This window comes from Reyranella sp. GW821-FHT14A01, assembly GCF_058803965.1.
Genome location: NZ_JBXAPM010000023.1, coordinates 1 through 13811 on the forward strand (window position 1 = coordinate 1; position 13811 = coordinate 13811).

Below are 13811 nucleotides of genomic sequence, written 5' to 3' on the forward strand. Positions count from 1 at the left end.
TGCTTCGCACCCCACGAATGCGCCGCCTACATCAAAAACGCCGGCTACGCTTCGATATGAGACGGAAAGACTCTAGCAGCCCCATGGGGCGGCGCTGCCGTTGCTTTCGAAGTCGGCGTGCAGATACACCGAATGGACAATAAGTGCCGACGGCCAAAGGAAATGGCCGGAAGGACGGCTGGACCGACATCCAGCCATCTGTGGCCTGCTATTCAGACGGTTCGCGCAGGAGGAGCAAGTCGCAAAGGCGTCCGGCTGTCCAGGATTCGCCATTGCGCGGCCCGTTCAAAGAACCGGTCGAGGAGTTTCAGCTTATGCGGAGCAAGGTCAATCGGCCGAGGCGCCCAATCCACAGCATCGAGATTTGCGAAGTCGTGGATTCGGACCAGCTTCGACAAGCTGGAAAAGCGCTCTACATCCGATTGATGAGCTGCGCCGGTGTTGTGCGGATAGAAGATAATGGTTGGGATGCCCATCGCAATTGCCGGCAACGCACAGTGTAAAAGCGTCGTTACGATCAGTGCTGCACGTGTTTCATACAGTTTGAGAAGCTCTTCGGCGCGGCGGACGTTCGCGTCGAAATCTGTCTCACCGGTATAGTGATTGACGTAGGTGACGGGCTTGAGCTCGCTTGGAATCGCGTCGAGTATCCGCTCGTCACGGGATACGGCAAATCGTTCCACCTGCACGCTGGGCCGGCACGTTCGTCGGGGAAAGAGAGTGGTGAGGCAGTTGCTTTCGAAGGCCGGTACTCCACGGGCAGAGAGGAGGTTTGTCGTAAAGCTATCTCGACCCCCGACCTCGCCTGTGTCTTTCAGGAATTGAAGCGATTGATCGGACAGTAAAACGGGCGCCCTTAGCGGCCTGAAATGCAATCCAATCGGAAGGGCGGAATAGGCGGCATGCGGCGGCCAGCCTCCTGTACCTCGCTTGAACCATCCATTGAGAATGAGGCCGATGCTTGCAGGGCCAGATGCGTTGGGCGGTTCTTGGGCTAATCCATTGTCCCGATCAACCCGTTGTGTCGGGACCGCGCCCAATCGACCGAGAAGCCGATCGGCCGAGATAACCTGGATGTGGTCACCGACATTGTCCGTTCCCACTGAAAGAGATGCAAAGGTAGAAACCGGACCAGCCATCCCGGCCTCCTGAGCGGACGCCCTGACCAGCGGGACCGGCTTGCTCAGTAGATGATCGATGAAGTTTCCTTTCTCGCGGTCGGGCTTGAGGCGATAGGAAAGCTTAAAAAGAGGCGCCTCCCAATCCACCGCAGCCTGAACGTCTGCAAGACGGCGATACATGCGTTGCTCAGTCTGGAGAGAGTGCGGCCCGTTGGCACTGAGTCGGGGAACGCGATTCCATGCAGCGGCGAACTCGGCGTCGATCGCCAAGCACTTCCGGAATAGATGGTGGAACCAGAAGTAGTCTTCACTACTCTGGCGCTCGCGCCAGTAGTCCACCGTCTCCTGGAACCAACGCTGCAGAATTGGAGTCCCGGGTTTCGCCGCCAGGAACCACGAAGCGATCGGACGCTTTTTTTTTGCTTTGTCGAATGCGAAGAATCCTTCAGGCTGCATCATCGCCGGAAGCCATTCGTCAAGCGCGCGGTTGCACAGGGTGGTCGCGTCCGACCACACACCTCCGAATTCGTGAAGTAACGTGATTCTGAGCACGTCGGACAAGGAGGCCGCGGTGATGCTTTGCTTCGAAGTATCGATGATCCCGTCCAGGTCAATCAACCGACGTGCTGCGTGCCCATCTAGGCACCGTACGGACCAGCCAGGGTTGTGGTGTTCCCAGCTTGAAATGCACCGCTGGACAAGTGGCGGCGCGTGATCTCGACCCTGAAACCAGCAGGTCCAAACGATCTTATTCATTAGGACTGCAGCCGCTCCCCTGGGCGTAGGACTCGCCCTTGGGGCGCATTGATCAAGCACGACTTCCTTGCGGCGGCGATCGATGCATCGTCGGTGCCGATCTCGACCATTGGAAAGCGACGCACCTTTCGTTCGATCGAATCGCGAATCTGGTCGAAAGGCGCTTCTTCCGGCTGCTGCTTACGGGCTGTGCGCCACGATGCAAACTCCTTCGTGTGAACGTAGAACATGACAAGCACATCCCGATCGCATGTCGAGTCGAAGCCATGGTATGAATTGAAGTGTGGCGCAAAAATGCATACCGAGTTGGGGCGGAAGCGGGCGGCGCGATGGGGCTGCAGCGCGCGATCGTAAAGGATGGTGCCGTTGTGCCCTTCGTCTTCGGGCGCCAGCGGACTCTCAGGGATGTAGAAGACAAACGATAGTACTTTGGGCGGTATATCGACGTGGATCTGCTGGTACCGCCCGGCCTTGGTAAAGAAGTATTCGAACTCGGTGTGGATCTCCATGTCGGAGACAAGTTTCTCGAGTGGTGCCTCATAGAAATGCCGAGCGACCGCGACCTTCACCTGCGGATGCGAAAACACCTCGCGAATGCAAGATGCGACAGGGTGGTCCGACTTGAACAGATTGTAGCGCTTGGTCACGAAAAGCGGGTTGTCCTGATGCCGGTCCTGCACGTTGCTGCCGTATTTGCACGAAAGCATGTGCTCCCGGACTGACGCGTAGAACTCGGCAGGAAAGAAGCGCTCGATATACAAGTGACGAAACGGCTCTTTGCCCGGAACAGCCTCTTGGATGCGGAGCAGCACCTCGTCCTGGCAGGCGTTGACCAAGTGCGCCGCCGACCCGCTACTTTCTCCCGGGTGCCCTGTGCTCCTCTTAGCCATATGCTTTTGATCTTTCTTGGCAGCGATGCCAATGGAAGGGCGGTGCCGGTGAATTCAGCACGGGTGGTACCTCAAAGTACAGTCCTGAGGGTCCACCACTAAAGTCAGCGTGGTGCTGGTACTCGACAGCGTCCCCGGGACTTGAATGATCTGCCGATCGCTTGGTTGCTTTTCCTGCCAACTGTCAACAGATTAGGGTAATTCTGTGGATGGCTTGACTGGACATCGGCAAAGTCCGACTAAGAATAAAGCGATGGGAAGGGTTTGTGGTTCGCACTCTCTTCCGCCATTCTTGTTTGTTTCCCTGGAGTTCAGCCCCCCCGATGCGTACATTGATCGTCGTCGCCATGCTGTCGCTGGCGGCCTGTTCGGTGAACTCTCAGTATTCGGCGCCGTGGACCGTGAAAGCGGTCGACAAGACCTACGAGGCGCGTGACGCTTGCCTCCAGAGGCAGGTCGCCCCCTATGTCGGCGACACGGCGGATGCGTCGAGCATTGGACGGACCATCAGTGCGAACTGCCAGGCCGAGACGAATGCCCTGATCGCCAGCAGTAACCCGCACAACGACCCGGTCGTGACGGCGGCCATCCGCCAGGATTCGGATTTCAGAGCGACCGGCTACGTCCTGAAGGCCCGCGGTCAGAACAACTAGGACGGATAACCAGGACGGGGCCGGAAGAATACAGAGGACGACGTGACGAACGAGGACGCAAAGATCGCACTGGCCAATCTCATGATCCGGAAGGCGGGACTCATCCGCACGATCCGGCATGAGATGAACAAGCAGGGGGTCGTCTATTCGGTTGGCCTCACGGAGATACTCGAGGCGATCGAGCGGGCGAAGAAGAAAGACCAACTCTCGGATCAGTAAGGAGATTGAGACATGCTTCGATCCATTCTGACGACGGCCGCTTCCGTGGCACTCATGATCGGCACGGCCCAGGCCCAGACCCCGGCCGCTCCGGGTACTCCGCAGGCGGCCGGCAAGTCCGGTGCGAATGTCGGCTCGCTCACCTGCAAGGTGGCGGGCGGCATGGGCTTCATCTTCGGCTCGTCGAAGGATCTCGACTGTATCTTCGCGCGCACCGACGGTGTCGGCGAGAAGTACACGGGCGCGATCAAGCGCTACGGCGTCGACATCGGCTTCACCAAGGAATCGCAGATCGTCTGGCTGGTCTTCGCGCCGGGTAACATCGCGCCGGGCGCCCTGCAGGGCGGCTATGCCGGCGCGACGGCGCAGGCCACGGTGGGCGGCGGCGTCGGCGCCAACGTCCTGATCGGCGGCGGCAGCGGCCAGGTCACCCTGCAGCCGGTCAGCGTCGAGGGCAGCGTCGGGCTGAACGTCGCCGCGGGCGTCGCCGAGGTCGAGCTGAAGTACGCCAAGTAGAGAGGCTTGCCGCGGCCCCGCCGGTCGGGTCAACTCTTGGAATGCCGTCTGCCGTAGACTCCCTGATCGCCCGCCTCCAGGCGGATTGCACCGCGGCCGAAGCGGCCGAGCGCAAGGTACGGGCGTCGGTCGACGCCCAGATCAGGGAGGCCGAGCGGGCGCGCACTTTTGCGTGGCGCAGGCTGAGCGCGCTGTCCGACATGGCGAGGGTCGCGGCCCTCGAGCCCGATCACGACGTCGCGGTGGAACGCCAGCTCGTGGCGCTGTTCCGCGACATCGGCTGGATCGAGAACGGGCTTTCGGAACTGGGCGAGGGCGCACGGCCCTTGCTCGACTGGCTGAGGCCGATCGCCGAGGCGCTGCACGCCGAGGCGCATCCACCGGAACCCCAGGACGGCCAGCCGCCCGAACCGCCGGTGATCGCCGATCCGATCGCGGCGTTCCGCGCCTTCGAGGCCTGGTACGAGGCCGAGCGCGGCGAGCCCTTCCTGCAGGTCTTCGATCGCTACATGCCGCCGACGCCCGTGGTCGAATTCTAGGGCGCGCGATGAAGACCGATTTCGAGCACTGGCTTGCGGCGCAGTTCGCCGATACCGGCCCGTTCACGATCTTCATCCTGCTGGTGCGGATCACCGCCGCCAACGCGATCCCGCTGAGGTCGAGCTACGCCCATCTGATCGGCGACGAGATGACGTGGACCGAGATGCGGACCTTGCTCGACGGGGCGCGCACGCCGTGGGACGGCGTCGCTTTCTTCGTCGGCCTCGGCCCCGAGGGCGGGCCGCTGCCCGACCCGGTGGCCGCCCGCAAGTTGAAGGAGGTCGAGGCCGATGTGAAGGCCGATCCCCTGACCCTGAACCGCGGCCTGTTCTTCGACCGCGAGGGACGGCACCTCAGGATCGACGAGACCGCGGCATGAGCGGCGACGGCTCGGTCCGCCGGCCGGCCCGCCGCCTGACCGTCGGCGGCAGCGAGACGCTCGAGGAAACCGTTGCCGAGGAGGTCGCCGTCGCGCTGGTCTACAACGGCGTCAGCCATGCGGTGATGATGGCGACGCCCTGCGATCTCGAGGATTTTGCGCGCGGCTTTTCCCTCACCGAACGGATCGTCGAGCGGCCCTCCGAAATCTACGACATCGAGGTCGAGCCGATCGGGCGCGGCATCGAGGTCAGGCTCGAGATCGCGGCGCAGCGCATGGCGGGTCTCCAGGAACGGCGGCGCAGTCTGGCCGGCCGCACCGGTTGCGGCCTGTGCGGCGTCGACAGCCTGGACGCGGCCTTGCGTGCCGTCGCTTCGGTGTCGAATCCGCAGCCGGTTGCACGGCAATCGATCGAACGGGCGATGGCGGGGCTGCCGGCGCACCAGGAGATCAACCGGATGAACGGCGCCACGCATGCGGCGGGCTGGGCGTCGGCCGATGGCACGCTCGTCGCCGTGCGCGAGGATGTCGGCCGCCACAATGCGCTCGACAAGCTGGCCGGTGCATTGGCGCGAAGCGGCGGCGCCGCGCCGGGCGGCTTCGTGGTCGTGACCAGCCGCTGCTCCTACGAGATGGTCCAGAAGGCGGCTGCGATCGGGGCATCGGCCATCGCGGCGGTTTCCGCTCCGACCTCGCTCGCCATCGAGACGGCGGAGCAGGCGGGGGTCGCGCTGGCGGCCTTCGTGCGCGACGGCCGGCTGACCGCCTACGCTCATGCCGATCGGATCACGGCGTGACTACACCGCGTGTTTTTGGAATCACCGGCTGGAAGAACGCCGGCAAGACGACCTTGACGGAGCGGCTGGTGGCGGAGTTCGTGCGCCGCGGTTGGCGGGTGGCAACCATCAAGCACGCCCATCACGACATCGACATCGACCAGCCGGGCACCGACTCGTATCGCCATCGCGTCGCCGGCGCGGGTGAGGTGGCCGTCGTCGGCGGGCGGCGCTACGCCATCATGTGCGAGACGCCGGAGCCGTCGATTTCGGAGGTGCTGGCGCGGCTCTCGCCCGCGGATCTCGTTCTGATCGAAGGCTACAAGCGCGAGGCGCACCTCAAGATCGAGGTGCGGGCTTCAAGTGAATCCAAGCCCATGGCATCGGAGGATTCCGCCATCGTCGCGATCGCGGTCGATGTCCGGCCGACCGACGGCAAGTTGCCGTGGTTCCATCGCGATGACATTGCTGCCATCGCCGACTTCATCGCCGAGAAAACCGGTTGACGGGAACTCGCCAGTTAGAAGGCGGGGCCGGCGCCGGTGCCCGCCTTCTGACCGGCAAAGGCGCCATCGGCCCGATAGTTCGGCCCCCTGACTCCGAAAGTGCCGACCTGGGTTGAAGGATATCCCTGGCCGACGAACAAACCGTTCATGGTCATCGTGCGGCCGGGGTTGGTGGTCGACGGCATCGTCGCATTGAAGCCGTAGTTGCCGGTGCGGGTCGTGGTACCGCTGTAGGTGCTGTTGTTGAAATTCGCGGTGGTGTTGCCGGTGCCGGTGCTCATCGACCAGGCCTGCGTATAGGTGCCGGTGCCGTATGAAGGGCGGCCGTTGTTTATCACGAGGCCATCCATCCGGCCGGTATAGGTGATCGTCTGCGTCATCTGGCCGGAGTTGGAGAGCACCTTCTCCGGGGTCGGCGCATTCGAAGGCGACGTCTCGAAGGCATTGGTCAGGGCGTTGGTCAGGGTGTTGTTGGGATTCGAATTGCGAGGTCCCGGACCGCTGCCGAAGCGGTCGCCCAGCGTCTTCCCGCTGCCCTGGCCGGAATTGGCGCTCGAGAAACCCGAATTCTGCGCCGATTGATCGGCATTGCCGGACTGACCGCCGCCGCCCTTGCTGCCTTCGAGCTGGCTGAGAAGGGCGGCCAGGCCGCCCGGCGGTACGGCGCCTGCTTTGCCCGGCAGGCCGCCGAACAACGTCGCCACCTGGAAGCCGGGGCGGGTCACGATCTCGAACTTGCCGCCCGCGCCGATCGTCATGCTGATGCCGAAGACGAAGATCGACAGCGTCTCCTTCTGGTCGACATTGAGGATGCTGATGCCGCCGCGGATGCCGATGGTGCTCGACGGCGTCGTGACGGTGATGGCGTTGGTCTTGCTGATCTTGCCGCCGACCAGGCGGAACACGCCCTTGCTGGCATTGATGGCGAGGTCGCCGGTCTTGGTCGAGGGATCGTAGACGAATTTGTCGATGGTGAGCTGGGCGTTCGGGCCCACCGACAGCGAGGTGCCGTCGAGGAACATCAGGTGGGCGCGGTCGTTGGCCGCCGTCGTGATCAGCTCGTTGGCCTGCACGTCGACGCCGACGCGCAGCACGCGCTCGGCTTCGGCGGGCGGCTTGCCGCGCGGATCGCCGTCGGCCGCCGAGGTGACGCCGACCTTGGCACCGGCGGCGACCGGAACGAGGGAGGTGCCGGCGGCGAGAAGCGCGGCGGTCAGCAGGGACAGGCTTGCGGTGGGAAGTCTGGTGGCCACTGTGATCTCCTGAGCGGCGCTAGAAGCGCCAGGTTACTCCGATGAGCGCACTGTTATTCGTGAACGAGTAGTTCGGGATGTCCGCCGACCGAACGAACCGTCCGGCCGAAACCGTAAACATCGTCCGCTGATCGAAGGGGACGGACAGGGTTATATTCAGAATCGTGTCTGTTTGTTGTCTGGTAATGGACGGATCCACGACAGCATCGGGTTGGTCATAGTACCACCACTGCACATTGCCAAACAGGCTGATGCTCCAGGGCAGCTGGCTCTTGAACAGCGGATCGGTGAAGGAGAAGGACATGCCGCCGCCGGCGCCGTAAAGCACGTAGTTCTGCCAGGGCGTGCTGTCGGTCTGGTAACGCTGGAGATTGCCGTTGGCGTACAGCATCAGGGCGTCGTTGACCTGGTACTGGAAGGTCGTGTTGGCGGTATATTCGACACCGGTGAACTGGTTGTTGGTCGGTATATACCAGCTGTTCTGGTACATCTGGCGCCGCCAGGTGAAGTTCGTGGTGTTGCGCAGCTTGTCCGATAGCAGCGAGCCCACTTCGAGGCCCGAGCCGAAGCTGCCGTAATACGGCACGTCGTTGACCCAGATGTAACCCACCGTACCGAACGGCTTCAGGCTGACATCCTCGAAGATGCCCTGGAACGCCTGGAAACGCGGTCCCGAGGTCAGGTCGAGGATGGAGACGTTGGCGGCCTGGATCTGGAACTGCCGGTTGAGGTAGCCCGAGAGCTGGGTCTCGAGCTGGGCGCGGTTGTTCTGCCCGAGATCGTAAGTATGGCGCACGAAGCCCGAGGTGACGGCGCCCCAATCGGCGGTGCCCAACGCCGTCTGATTGAGGTTGGCGGCCTGGCCGAACAGGCGGACGCTCGAGGTCGGCGGGCCGAGATTTGCGTTCGACTGATAACGCATGCCGGCGAAGATCTCGCCGCTGAACCGCGACTTCGTCAGCCGCTTCTCCGACTCCGCCAGGAACTGTTCGGCGCGGCTCTTCACGTCCGGCGGCAGCGAGGCCGACTTCAGCGTCATCTCGAAGTAGCTGCGGGCCACTTCGAAGGAACCCAGCCTGTAATAGAGCACGCCGAGTTCGAGCCGGACGCGCGGCAGGTCCGGATCGACCACGAGCATGCGCTCGAGTGCCGAGATGGCGCCTTCGAGATCGCCGGTCTTGGACGCGATCATCGCAAACTTGAACAGGGTGTCGAGGTCGGAAGGCTTCTGCAGCATCTCCTGGAAGGCCGCGTCGTACTCGGCCTCGTCGGCCGCCGAAACAGTCGACGTCTGCGCCTGGGCTGGGCGTGAGTCCGCCAGGACAGCCCCAACGCTGCCGGCCAGCAGCAGAGCGACTACGCTCACGCACCGTCCGAACTTGCTCACGATGACTTTCTCCCCCGATTCCCGTGGGTTCCGGGAACGTCTCGTCCTGAATCATGAAGCAGGAAGCGTGCTAGATCAACCAACTCCGGATTGTAAGTGCCAAGCCGACCACCGGGTTTGCCTGGGCTGCACGCATCCGCAGGACCATGCGGCGGTACTGGCGATCGCCCAGGGCCGTCATGAAACGTTCCTTGTCCTTGACCATTGCAGACAGCATGCGATCCAGCATGCGGGCATAGGTATCGCCCCAGTTCCGGCTCGACAGGTGAAGGCGGCCGCCCAGCACGGGGTTGTCGGCGGCGCCGTTGCGGCCATGGAGGCGGTAGGAATAGAGCGCCTCGTCGATCAGCAGGGAGCCCGCCACCATCTGCGCCATGACCACGACGTAGAAGTCCATGTGCAGGCGGAAGACCTCGTCATCCTCGGGAAAGACGAGGTTGATCAGCGAGCGCCGGAACATCATCGACGAGGTGCTGACCCAGACCCAGTGCACCACCCGCTTGGTGTAGAGGCGATAAGGCGAGCCGCCTTGCCATTTTGCCGTGCCCTGCGCGACATCGAGTGTCGGCACGCGGGCGGCATCGATCGGCATGAAGGCCTGGTCGCGGTCGGCCCGGGCGCGGTCCTTGCCGAACCAGTACATACCGCCGGCGATCAGTTCGTCCTGTCCGTTGATCAGGCGCGCATTGCAGGCCGTGAAGCCGACCGCATAGGTCTCGTTCAGGTGCGCGGCGAGATGGCGTTCGAGGAAGTCCGGGTTCCACAGATCGTCGGAATCGAGGAAGCAGACGAACATCGCGTTCGTCTCCGCGAGCCCTCGGCGCGTGGCGCCGGTTTGCCCGATGTTCCTGTCGAGGCGGATGTGGCGAAAGCGGGAGTCGCCAAGCTCCTCAAGCGTCTGCTGGACGACCGCGACCGAATCGTCGGTCGAGGCGTCGTCGACGATGACGCACTCGAAGTCGCGCAATGTCTGATGCGCGACCGAACGGATGGCGTCGGCAATGTAGTCTCGGCAATTGTAGCAGGTGACGACGACCGAGATGCGCGGGAGCTTGGCTTCGATCACTTTTCCGGTCCGAGGAAGTCGAAATCGACGCCTTCGTCGGCCTGCAGCACGGTCTTGAAGAAGAGACCCGTGTAGCCGCGTCCGCTGCCGGGATGCGGCGGCGGCGGCGTCCAGGCCTTCTTGCGGGCCGCCAGCGTCTTGGCGTCGACATGCAGTTCCAGCCGGCGCTTCGGGACATCGAGCGTGATCTGGTCGCCGGTCTTCACCAGCGCCAGCGGTCCGCCGACCGCGGCCTCGGGCGCGACATGCAGCACGATGGTGCCGAACGCCGTGCCGCTCATGCGCGCGTCGGAGATGCGGATCATGTCCTTCACGCCGGCGCGCGCGAGCTTCATCGGGATGGGGAAGGAGCCGGCCTCGGGCATGCCGGGCGCCCCCTTGGGGCCGGCATTGCGCAGCACCAGGATGTCGTCGGTTTTCACGTCGAGGTTGGGATCGTCACCGCGCGCGGCGAGATCCTCCAGCGATTCGAACACCACGGCGCGGCCGGTATGGGTCATCAGCGCCGGCGAGGCCGCCGCATGCTTGATGACGGCGCCGCGCGGCGCGAGGTTGCCGCGCAGCACGGCCATGCCGCCGGTCGGCTTGATCGGATTGGCCGGGGTGCGGATCACGGTCTGGCCCGGCACCATCTCGGCGGCATCGATCACCTGCTTGATCGTCTTGCCGGCGACCGTCTTGCACTTCTCGTCGAGATTCTTGCGGATCTCCTTCATCAGGCGCGAATTGCCGCCCGCCCAATGGAAATGCTCCATGTAGTGATCGCCCGACGGCTTCAGGTCGACCAGCACCGGCACGTTGCGGCCGATCTCGTCGAACTCCTCCAGCTCGATCTCGATACCGAGGCGGCGTGCCACGGCAGTGAGATGCACCAGCGCGTTGGTCGAGCCACCGATCGCCTGCAGCACGGTGAGCGCGTTGCGGAAGGCTGATTTGGTCATGATCTCACTGGGCTTCGGCCCCTGCTTGACCGCCATCTCGGCGGCGAGCCGGCCGGTCTGCTCGGCAATACGCAGCCGGTCCGAATGTGTCGCCGGGATCGAGCCGCTGGTCGGCAGGCCCATGCCCAGGGTCTCGACGATACAGCCCATGGTGCTGGCGGTGCCCATGACCATGCAGGTGCCCTTGGTCGGCGCGAGGCGCTCGCTCACCTGCTCGATGTCGGTTTCGGAGAAGGTGCCGGCGCGATACTGGCCCCACAGGCGGCGGCAATCGGTGCAGGCGCCCAGCACCTCGCCCTTGAAATGGCCGACCAGCATCGGTCCCACCGGCAGCACGACGGCCGGCCGGTCGGCGCTGGCCGCGGCCATGAGCTGGGCCGGCAGGGTCTTGTCGCAACCGCCGATCAGCACGACCGAGTCCATCGGCTGGGCACGGATCATCTCCTCGGTGTCCATCGACATGAGGTTGCGCAGGAACATGCTGGTCGGATGGGAGAAGCTCTCGTGGATCGACACGGTCGGGAAGACCATCGGGAGCGCGCCGGCCAGCATGACGCCGCGCTTCACCGCCTCGATCAGGTCCGGCACGTTGCCGTGGCAGGGATTGTAGTCGGAGAAGGTATTGGTGATGCCGACGATCGGCCGGTCGAGCGCGTCGTCGGAATAGCCGCCGGCCTTGATGAAGGCCTTGCGCAGGAACAGCGAGAAGCCGGCGTCGCCGTAGGTGGCGAGGCCCTGGCGTAATCCGGTCTCCTTCTTCGGTGCGGTCTTCGACGTGCGGCGGCGTTTGGCGGATGCCATGTCGGTCTCTCTCCCAGAATCACTGTATTTTGTCAGGCCGACCCATCGTCGACCAGACCGGCGGTGCAGTCTGTCTGCGCCGTGGAGTCGCGACCCGGATCATGACTCCGACCTTGCCTCTGAGGGGCATTAAGACCTCCTCTTGAAGGTGTTGCAAATCCGCACGGCATGAGCGTTGATGGCAACGAGGCTTACACAACCGCGAAATAGTCGAAGGAATGAACATGGCAATGACCATGCTGCAGATGGCCGGCGCGCAACCGACGCCCGCCACCATGGCCGACGGGATCCTGCTGATCGTCGATGCGCAGAGGGAATACACGGATGGACTGCTGCCGCTGACTGGCGTGCAGCCTGCAGTCGATGCGCTGGCCGTGCTGCTGCAGAAGGCGCGCACCGCGGGTGCCCCGATCGTCCATGTGCGCCACCAGTCCAAGGGCAAGGCCTTCAATCCTTCGTCGAGCGGCTACGAGATCGTCAAGGAACTGACGCCGCGCGACGGCGAGACGATCATCGACAAGGGCTTGCCCAATGCCTTCGCGGGAACGGATCTGGCCACCAAGCTCGCCGCGCTTGGCCGCAAGAACCTGATCGTCGGTGGCTTCATGACCCACATGTGCGTTTCGGCGACCGTGCGGGCGGCCACGGATCAGGGCTACATGAGCACCATTGCGGCCGACACCGTGGCAACGCGAGACCTGCCGGACGCCACGGGCGCCGAGACGATCGGCGCGGCGGCCATCAACAAGATCACGCTCGCGGCTCTCTCCGATCGCTTTGCCTGGATCGTGCCCTCAGCTAAGCAGATCGCCTGATCCGCAGATGCCGATCCCCCCAGACAATCAATCCCGCCGGCGTGCAGATGACCGCCGGCGTTCGAAGGGAACGAAGAGCCTAGAGGCTCTTGCCGCTGACGGTGCTGATGGCGGTGATCGCCGCAACGGCGATCAGGGAGGCGATCAGCGTATATTCGATCGCGGTCGCGGCCCTGTCGTCCGCCATCAGGCGGCGAAAAAAAGACAGCATCGAAATCTCCAAAACGAAGAAATGCTGGGGGCCGATCAGGGGCCCGTCTGAATAATTAGTTTAGAAAACAGCCCCAAGATATTGGACCGGCGGCCTGATTCAATGTGAGAATTGTATCAAGTCGATCGTGTCTTAGCCTCGTGTTATCGTCAGGCAAAAGGGAGGCGTGCCATGAAGTCCATCCTGACAATGGCCTGGACGTCGGAAGATCCGTCCGCATTCGATCTGGCGGCAAAGATCGCGCGAAAGTTCGGGGCGCGCCTGATCGGCCTCGAGCCGCCGTCCTACGGCGTCATGAGCATGGCCTGGGCCGACGCCGGCATGGGCGCGCCGATCGGCGGCGGGCTGGCCGAGGATGCCGAGGAGCGCCAGCGGGTGTCGGCGGTCAAGCAGGCCTTCGACGAACGTGCGACCGGCCTTGCCGCCGAATGGCGCTCGGCCGACGACAGCGGCCCGACGGCGATCGGCACGATCGGCCGGGCCTACGATCTCATCGTGCTGCCGCAGCCCGGCGCCCTGCCCAAGATGCCGGAAAGCGTCTTCGAGACGGCGCTGTTCGATTCGGGCCGGCCGGTCCTCGTCGTGCCGCCCGGTTTCAGCGGCATGGTCGGCAATCGCATCCTGTTCGCCTGGAACGGCTCGACCGAGAGTGCGCGCGCGATCTCGCTCGCGATGCCGGTATTGGCCGGCGCCGAGGCGATCGAGGTGCTGAGCGTCGAAGGCGCGATGGTGCCGGGGCCGACGGCCCTGGAGATCGCCGACTCGCTGAAGAGCCATGGCCTGAACGTCACCGGCCAGCATGTGAAGCCGGGCGCGAAGACGGCGGGCCAGACCATCGTCGATCGGGCCCAGGCGCTGGGCGCCGATCTGATCGTGAAGGGTGCCTATACGCAGAGCCGGCTGCGCCAGATGATCTTCGGCGGCGTGACGCGCGATCTCATCCTGACGTCGCCGCTGCCGGTGCTCTTCTCCTACTGATCC

At 63.9% G+C, this 13811-nt stretch carries 16 protein-coding genes; 9 read left to right on the forward strand and 7 right to left on the reverse strand.

Features of this window, described 5'->3' with window-relative positions; genetic code table 11:
* Positions 1 to 212 precede the first annotated feature (212 nt).
* The gene (locus AC1ROX_RS28875; protein ID WP_493131872.1) at positions 213 to 1877 is read right to left on the reverse strand and encodes a capsular polysaccharide synthesis protein; all 1665 of its coding nucleotides are present in this window, start codon (positions 1875 to 1877) and stop codon (positions 213 to 215) included.
* Positions 1877 to 2713 (reverse strand): hypothetical protein, encoded by an 837-nt coding sequence (locus AC1ROX_RS28880; protein WP_493131874.1) that lies wholly within the window; start codon positions 2711 to 2713, stop codon positions 1877 to 1879. The genes AC1ROX_RS28875 and AC1ROX_RS28880 overlap by 1 nt, the downstream gene beginning before the upstream one ends.
* A 377-nt stretch (positions 2714 to 3090) precedes the next feature.
* Here AC1ROX_RS28880 and AC1ROX_RS28885 point away from each other — a divergent pair, with 377 nt between their 5' ends.
* Genes AC1ROX_RS28885 through mobB form a run of 7 tightly spaced genes read left to right on the forward strand, consistent with a single transcriptional unit; the run spans position 3091 to position 6356 of the window.
* A complete protein-coding gene (locus AC1ROX_RS28885) occupies positions 3091 to 3420 on the forward strand; it encodes a hypothetical protein (RefSeq protein WP_493131876.1) in 330 nt (109 codons plus the stop codon).
* A gap of 42 nt (positions 3421 to 3462) precedes the next feature.
* Positions 3463 to 3639 carry a hypothetical protein gene (locus tag AC1ROX_RS28890; RefSeq protein ID WP_493131878.1) on the forward strand — a complete coding sequence of 59 codons (177 nt, stop codon included), beginning with the start codon at positions 3463 to 3465 and terminating at the stop codon, positions 3637 to 3639.
* A 12-nt stretch (positions 3640 to 3651) separates the two neighbouring features.
* Positions 3652 to 4155: a DUF992 domain-containing protein gene (locus tag AC1ROX_RS28895; RefSeq protein ID WP_493131880.1), complete on the forward strand. Its 504-nt coding sequence runs from the start codon at positions 3652 to 3654 to the stop codon at positions 4153 to 4155.
* A 41-nt stretch (positions 4156 to 4196) separates the two neighbouring features.
* On the forward strand, positions 4197 to 4694 hold the full coding sequence (locus AC1ROX_RS28900; protein WP_493131882.1) for a hypothetical protein: 498 nt from the start codon (positions 4197 to 4199) through the stop codon (positions 4692 to 4694).
* A gap of 8 nt (positions 4695 to 4702) precedes the next feature.
* On the forward strand, positions 4703 to 5074 hold the full coding sequence (locus AC1ROX_RS28905) for a hypothetical protein (RefSeq protein ID WP_493131884.1): 372 nt from the start codon (positions 4703 to 4705) through the stop codon (positions 5072 to 5074).
* Positions 5071 to 5871 carry a formate dehydrogenase accessory sulfurtransferase FdhD gene (fdhD, locus tag AC1ROX_RS28910; RefSeq protein WP_493131886.1) on the forward strand — a complete coding sequence of 267 codons (801 nt, stop codon included), beginning with the start codon at positions 5071 to 5073 and terminating at the stop codon, positions 5869 to 5871. The genes AC1ROX_RS28905 and fdhD overlap by 4 nt, the downstream gene beginning before the upstream one ends.
* The gene (gene mobB / locus AC1ROX_RS28915; RefSeq protein ID WP_493131888.1) at positions 5868 to 6356 is read left to right on the forward strand and encodes a molybdopterin-guanine dinucleotide biosynthesis protein B; all 489 of its coding nucleotides are present in this window, start codon (positions 5868 to 5870) and stop codon (positions 6354 to 6356) included. Before fdhD ends, mobB begins: the two co-directional genes overlap by 4 nt.
* A 14-nt stretch (positions 6357 to 6370) precedes the next feature.
* Here mobB and AC1ROX_RS28920 read toward each other — a convergent pair whose 3' ends face one another.
* From AC1ROX_RS28920 to AC1ROX_RS28935, 4 genes are all read right to left on the reverse strand, one after another.
* Entirely contained in the window at positions 6371 to 7609 is a 1239-nt protein-coding gene (locus AC1ROX_RS28920) for a FecR family protein (RefSeq protein WP_493131890.1), read from the reverse strand.
* Positions 7610 to 7628: 19 nt separating this feature from the next.
* Positions 7629 to 8975 carry a tetratricopeptide repeat protein gene (locus AC1ROX_RS28925; RefSeq protein ID WP_493131892.1) on the reverse strand — a complete coding sequence of 449 codons (1347 nt, stop codon included), beginning with the start codon at positions 8973 to 8975 and terminating at the stop codon, positions 7629 to 7631.
* A 91-nt stretch (positions 8976 to 9066) separates the two neighbouring features.
* Entirely contained in the window at positions 9067 to 10062 is a 996-nt protein-coding gene (locus AC1ROX_RS28930) for a glycosyltransferase family 2 protein (protein WP_493131894.1), read from the reverse strand.
* Positions 10059 to 11804 carry an IlvD/Edd family dehydratase gene (locus tag AC1ROX_RS28935; RefSeq protein ID WP_493131896.1) on the reverse strand — a complete coding sequence of 582 codons (1746 nt, stop codon included), beginning with the start codon at positions 11802 to 11804 and terminating at the stop codon, positions 10059 to 10061. The genes AC1ROX_RS28930 and AC1ROX_RS28935 overlap by 4 nt, the downstream gene beginning before the upstream one ends.
* A 224-nt stretch (positions 11805 to 12028) precedes the next feature.
* Between AC1ROX_RS28935 and AC1ROX_RS28940 the strand changes: the two genes are divergently transcribed.
* Entirely contained in the window at positions 12029 to 12619 is a 591-nt protein-coding gene (locus tag AC1ROX_RS28940; protein WP_493131898.1) for a cysteine hydrolase family protein, read from the forward strand.
* Between the two features lie 79 nt (positions 12620 to 12698).
* Here the strand turns inward: AC1ROX_RS28940 and AC1ROX_RS28945 are convergent, their stop codons facing one another.
* A complete protein-coding gene (locus AC1ROX_RS28945; protein WP_493131900.1) occupies positions 12699 to 12830 on the reverse strand; it encodes a Flp family type IVb pilin in 132 nt (43 codons plus the stop codon).
* 171 nt (positions 12831 to 13001) lie between these two features.
* Here AC1ROX_RS28945 and AC1ROX_RS28950 point away from each other — a divergent pair, with 171 nt between their 5' ends.
* On the forward strand, positions 13002 to 13808 hold the full coding sequence (locus AC1ROX_RS28950) for a universal stress protein (protein WP_493131902.1): 807 nt from the start codon (positions 13002 to 13004) through the stop codon (positions 13806 to 13808).
* Positions 13809 to 13811: the final 3 nt, after the last annotated feature.

What these genes read in the sequence shown, in the direction of transcription:
- AC1ROX_RS28905 (WP_493131884.1), top strand. Translation starts at nt 4,703, where the DNA reads ATGAAGACCGATTTCGAGCACTGGCTTGCGGCGCAGTTCGCCGATACC.
- AC1ROX_RS28940 (WP_493131898.1), top strand. Translation starts at nt 12,029, where the DNA reads ATGGCAATGACCATGCTGCAGATGGCCGGCGCGCAACCGACGCCCGCC.
- AC1ROX_RS28885 (WP_493131876.1), top strand. Translation starts at nt 3,091, where the DNA reads ATGCGTACATTGATCGTCGTCGCCATGCTGTCGCTGGCGGCCTGTTCG.
- AC1ROX_RS28950 (WP_493131902.1), top strand. Translation starts at nt 13,002, where the DNA reads ATGAAGTCCATCCTGACAATGGCCTGGACGTCGGAAGATCCGTCCGCA.
- AC1ROX_RS28895 (WP_493131880.1), top strand. Translation starts at nt 3,652, where the DNA reads ATGCTTCGATCCATTCTGACGACGGCCGCTTCCGTGGCACTCATGATC.
- AC1ROX_RS28935 (WP_493131896.1), bottom strand. Translation starts at nt 11,804, where the DNA reads ATGGCATCCGCCAAACGCCGCCGCACGTCGAAGACCGCACCGAAGAAG.
- AC1ROX_RS28900 (WP_493131882.1), top strand. Translation starts at nt 4,197, where the DNA reads ATGCCGTCTGCCGTAGACTCCCTGATCGCCCGCCTCCAGGCGGATTGC.
- AC1ROX_RS28875 (WP_493131872.1), bottom strand. Translation starts at nt 1,877, where the DNA reads ATGAATAAGATCGTTTGGACCTGCTGGTTTCAGGGTCGAGATCACGCG.
- AC1ROX_RS28945 (WP_493131900.1), bottom strand. Translation starts at nt 12,830, where the DNA reads ATGCTGTCTTTTTTTCGCCGCCTGATGGCGGACGACAGGGCCGCGACC.
- fdhD (WP_493131886.1), top strand. Translation starts at nt 5,071, where the DNA reads ATGAGCGGCGACGGCTCGGTCCGCCGGCCGGCCCGCCGCCTGACCGTC.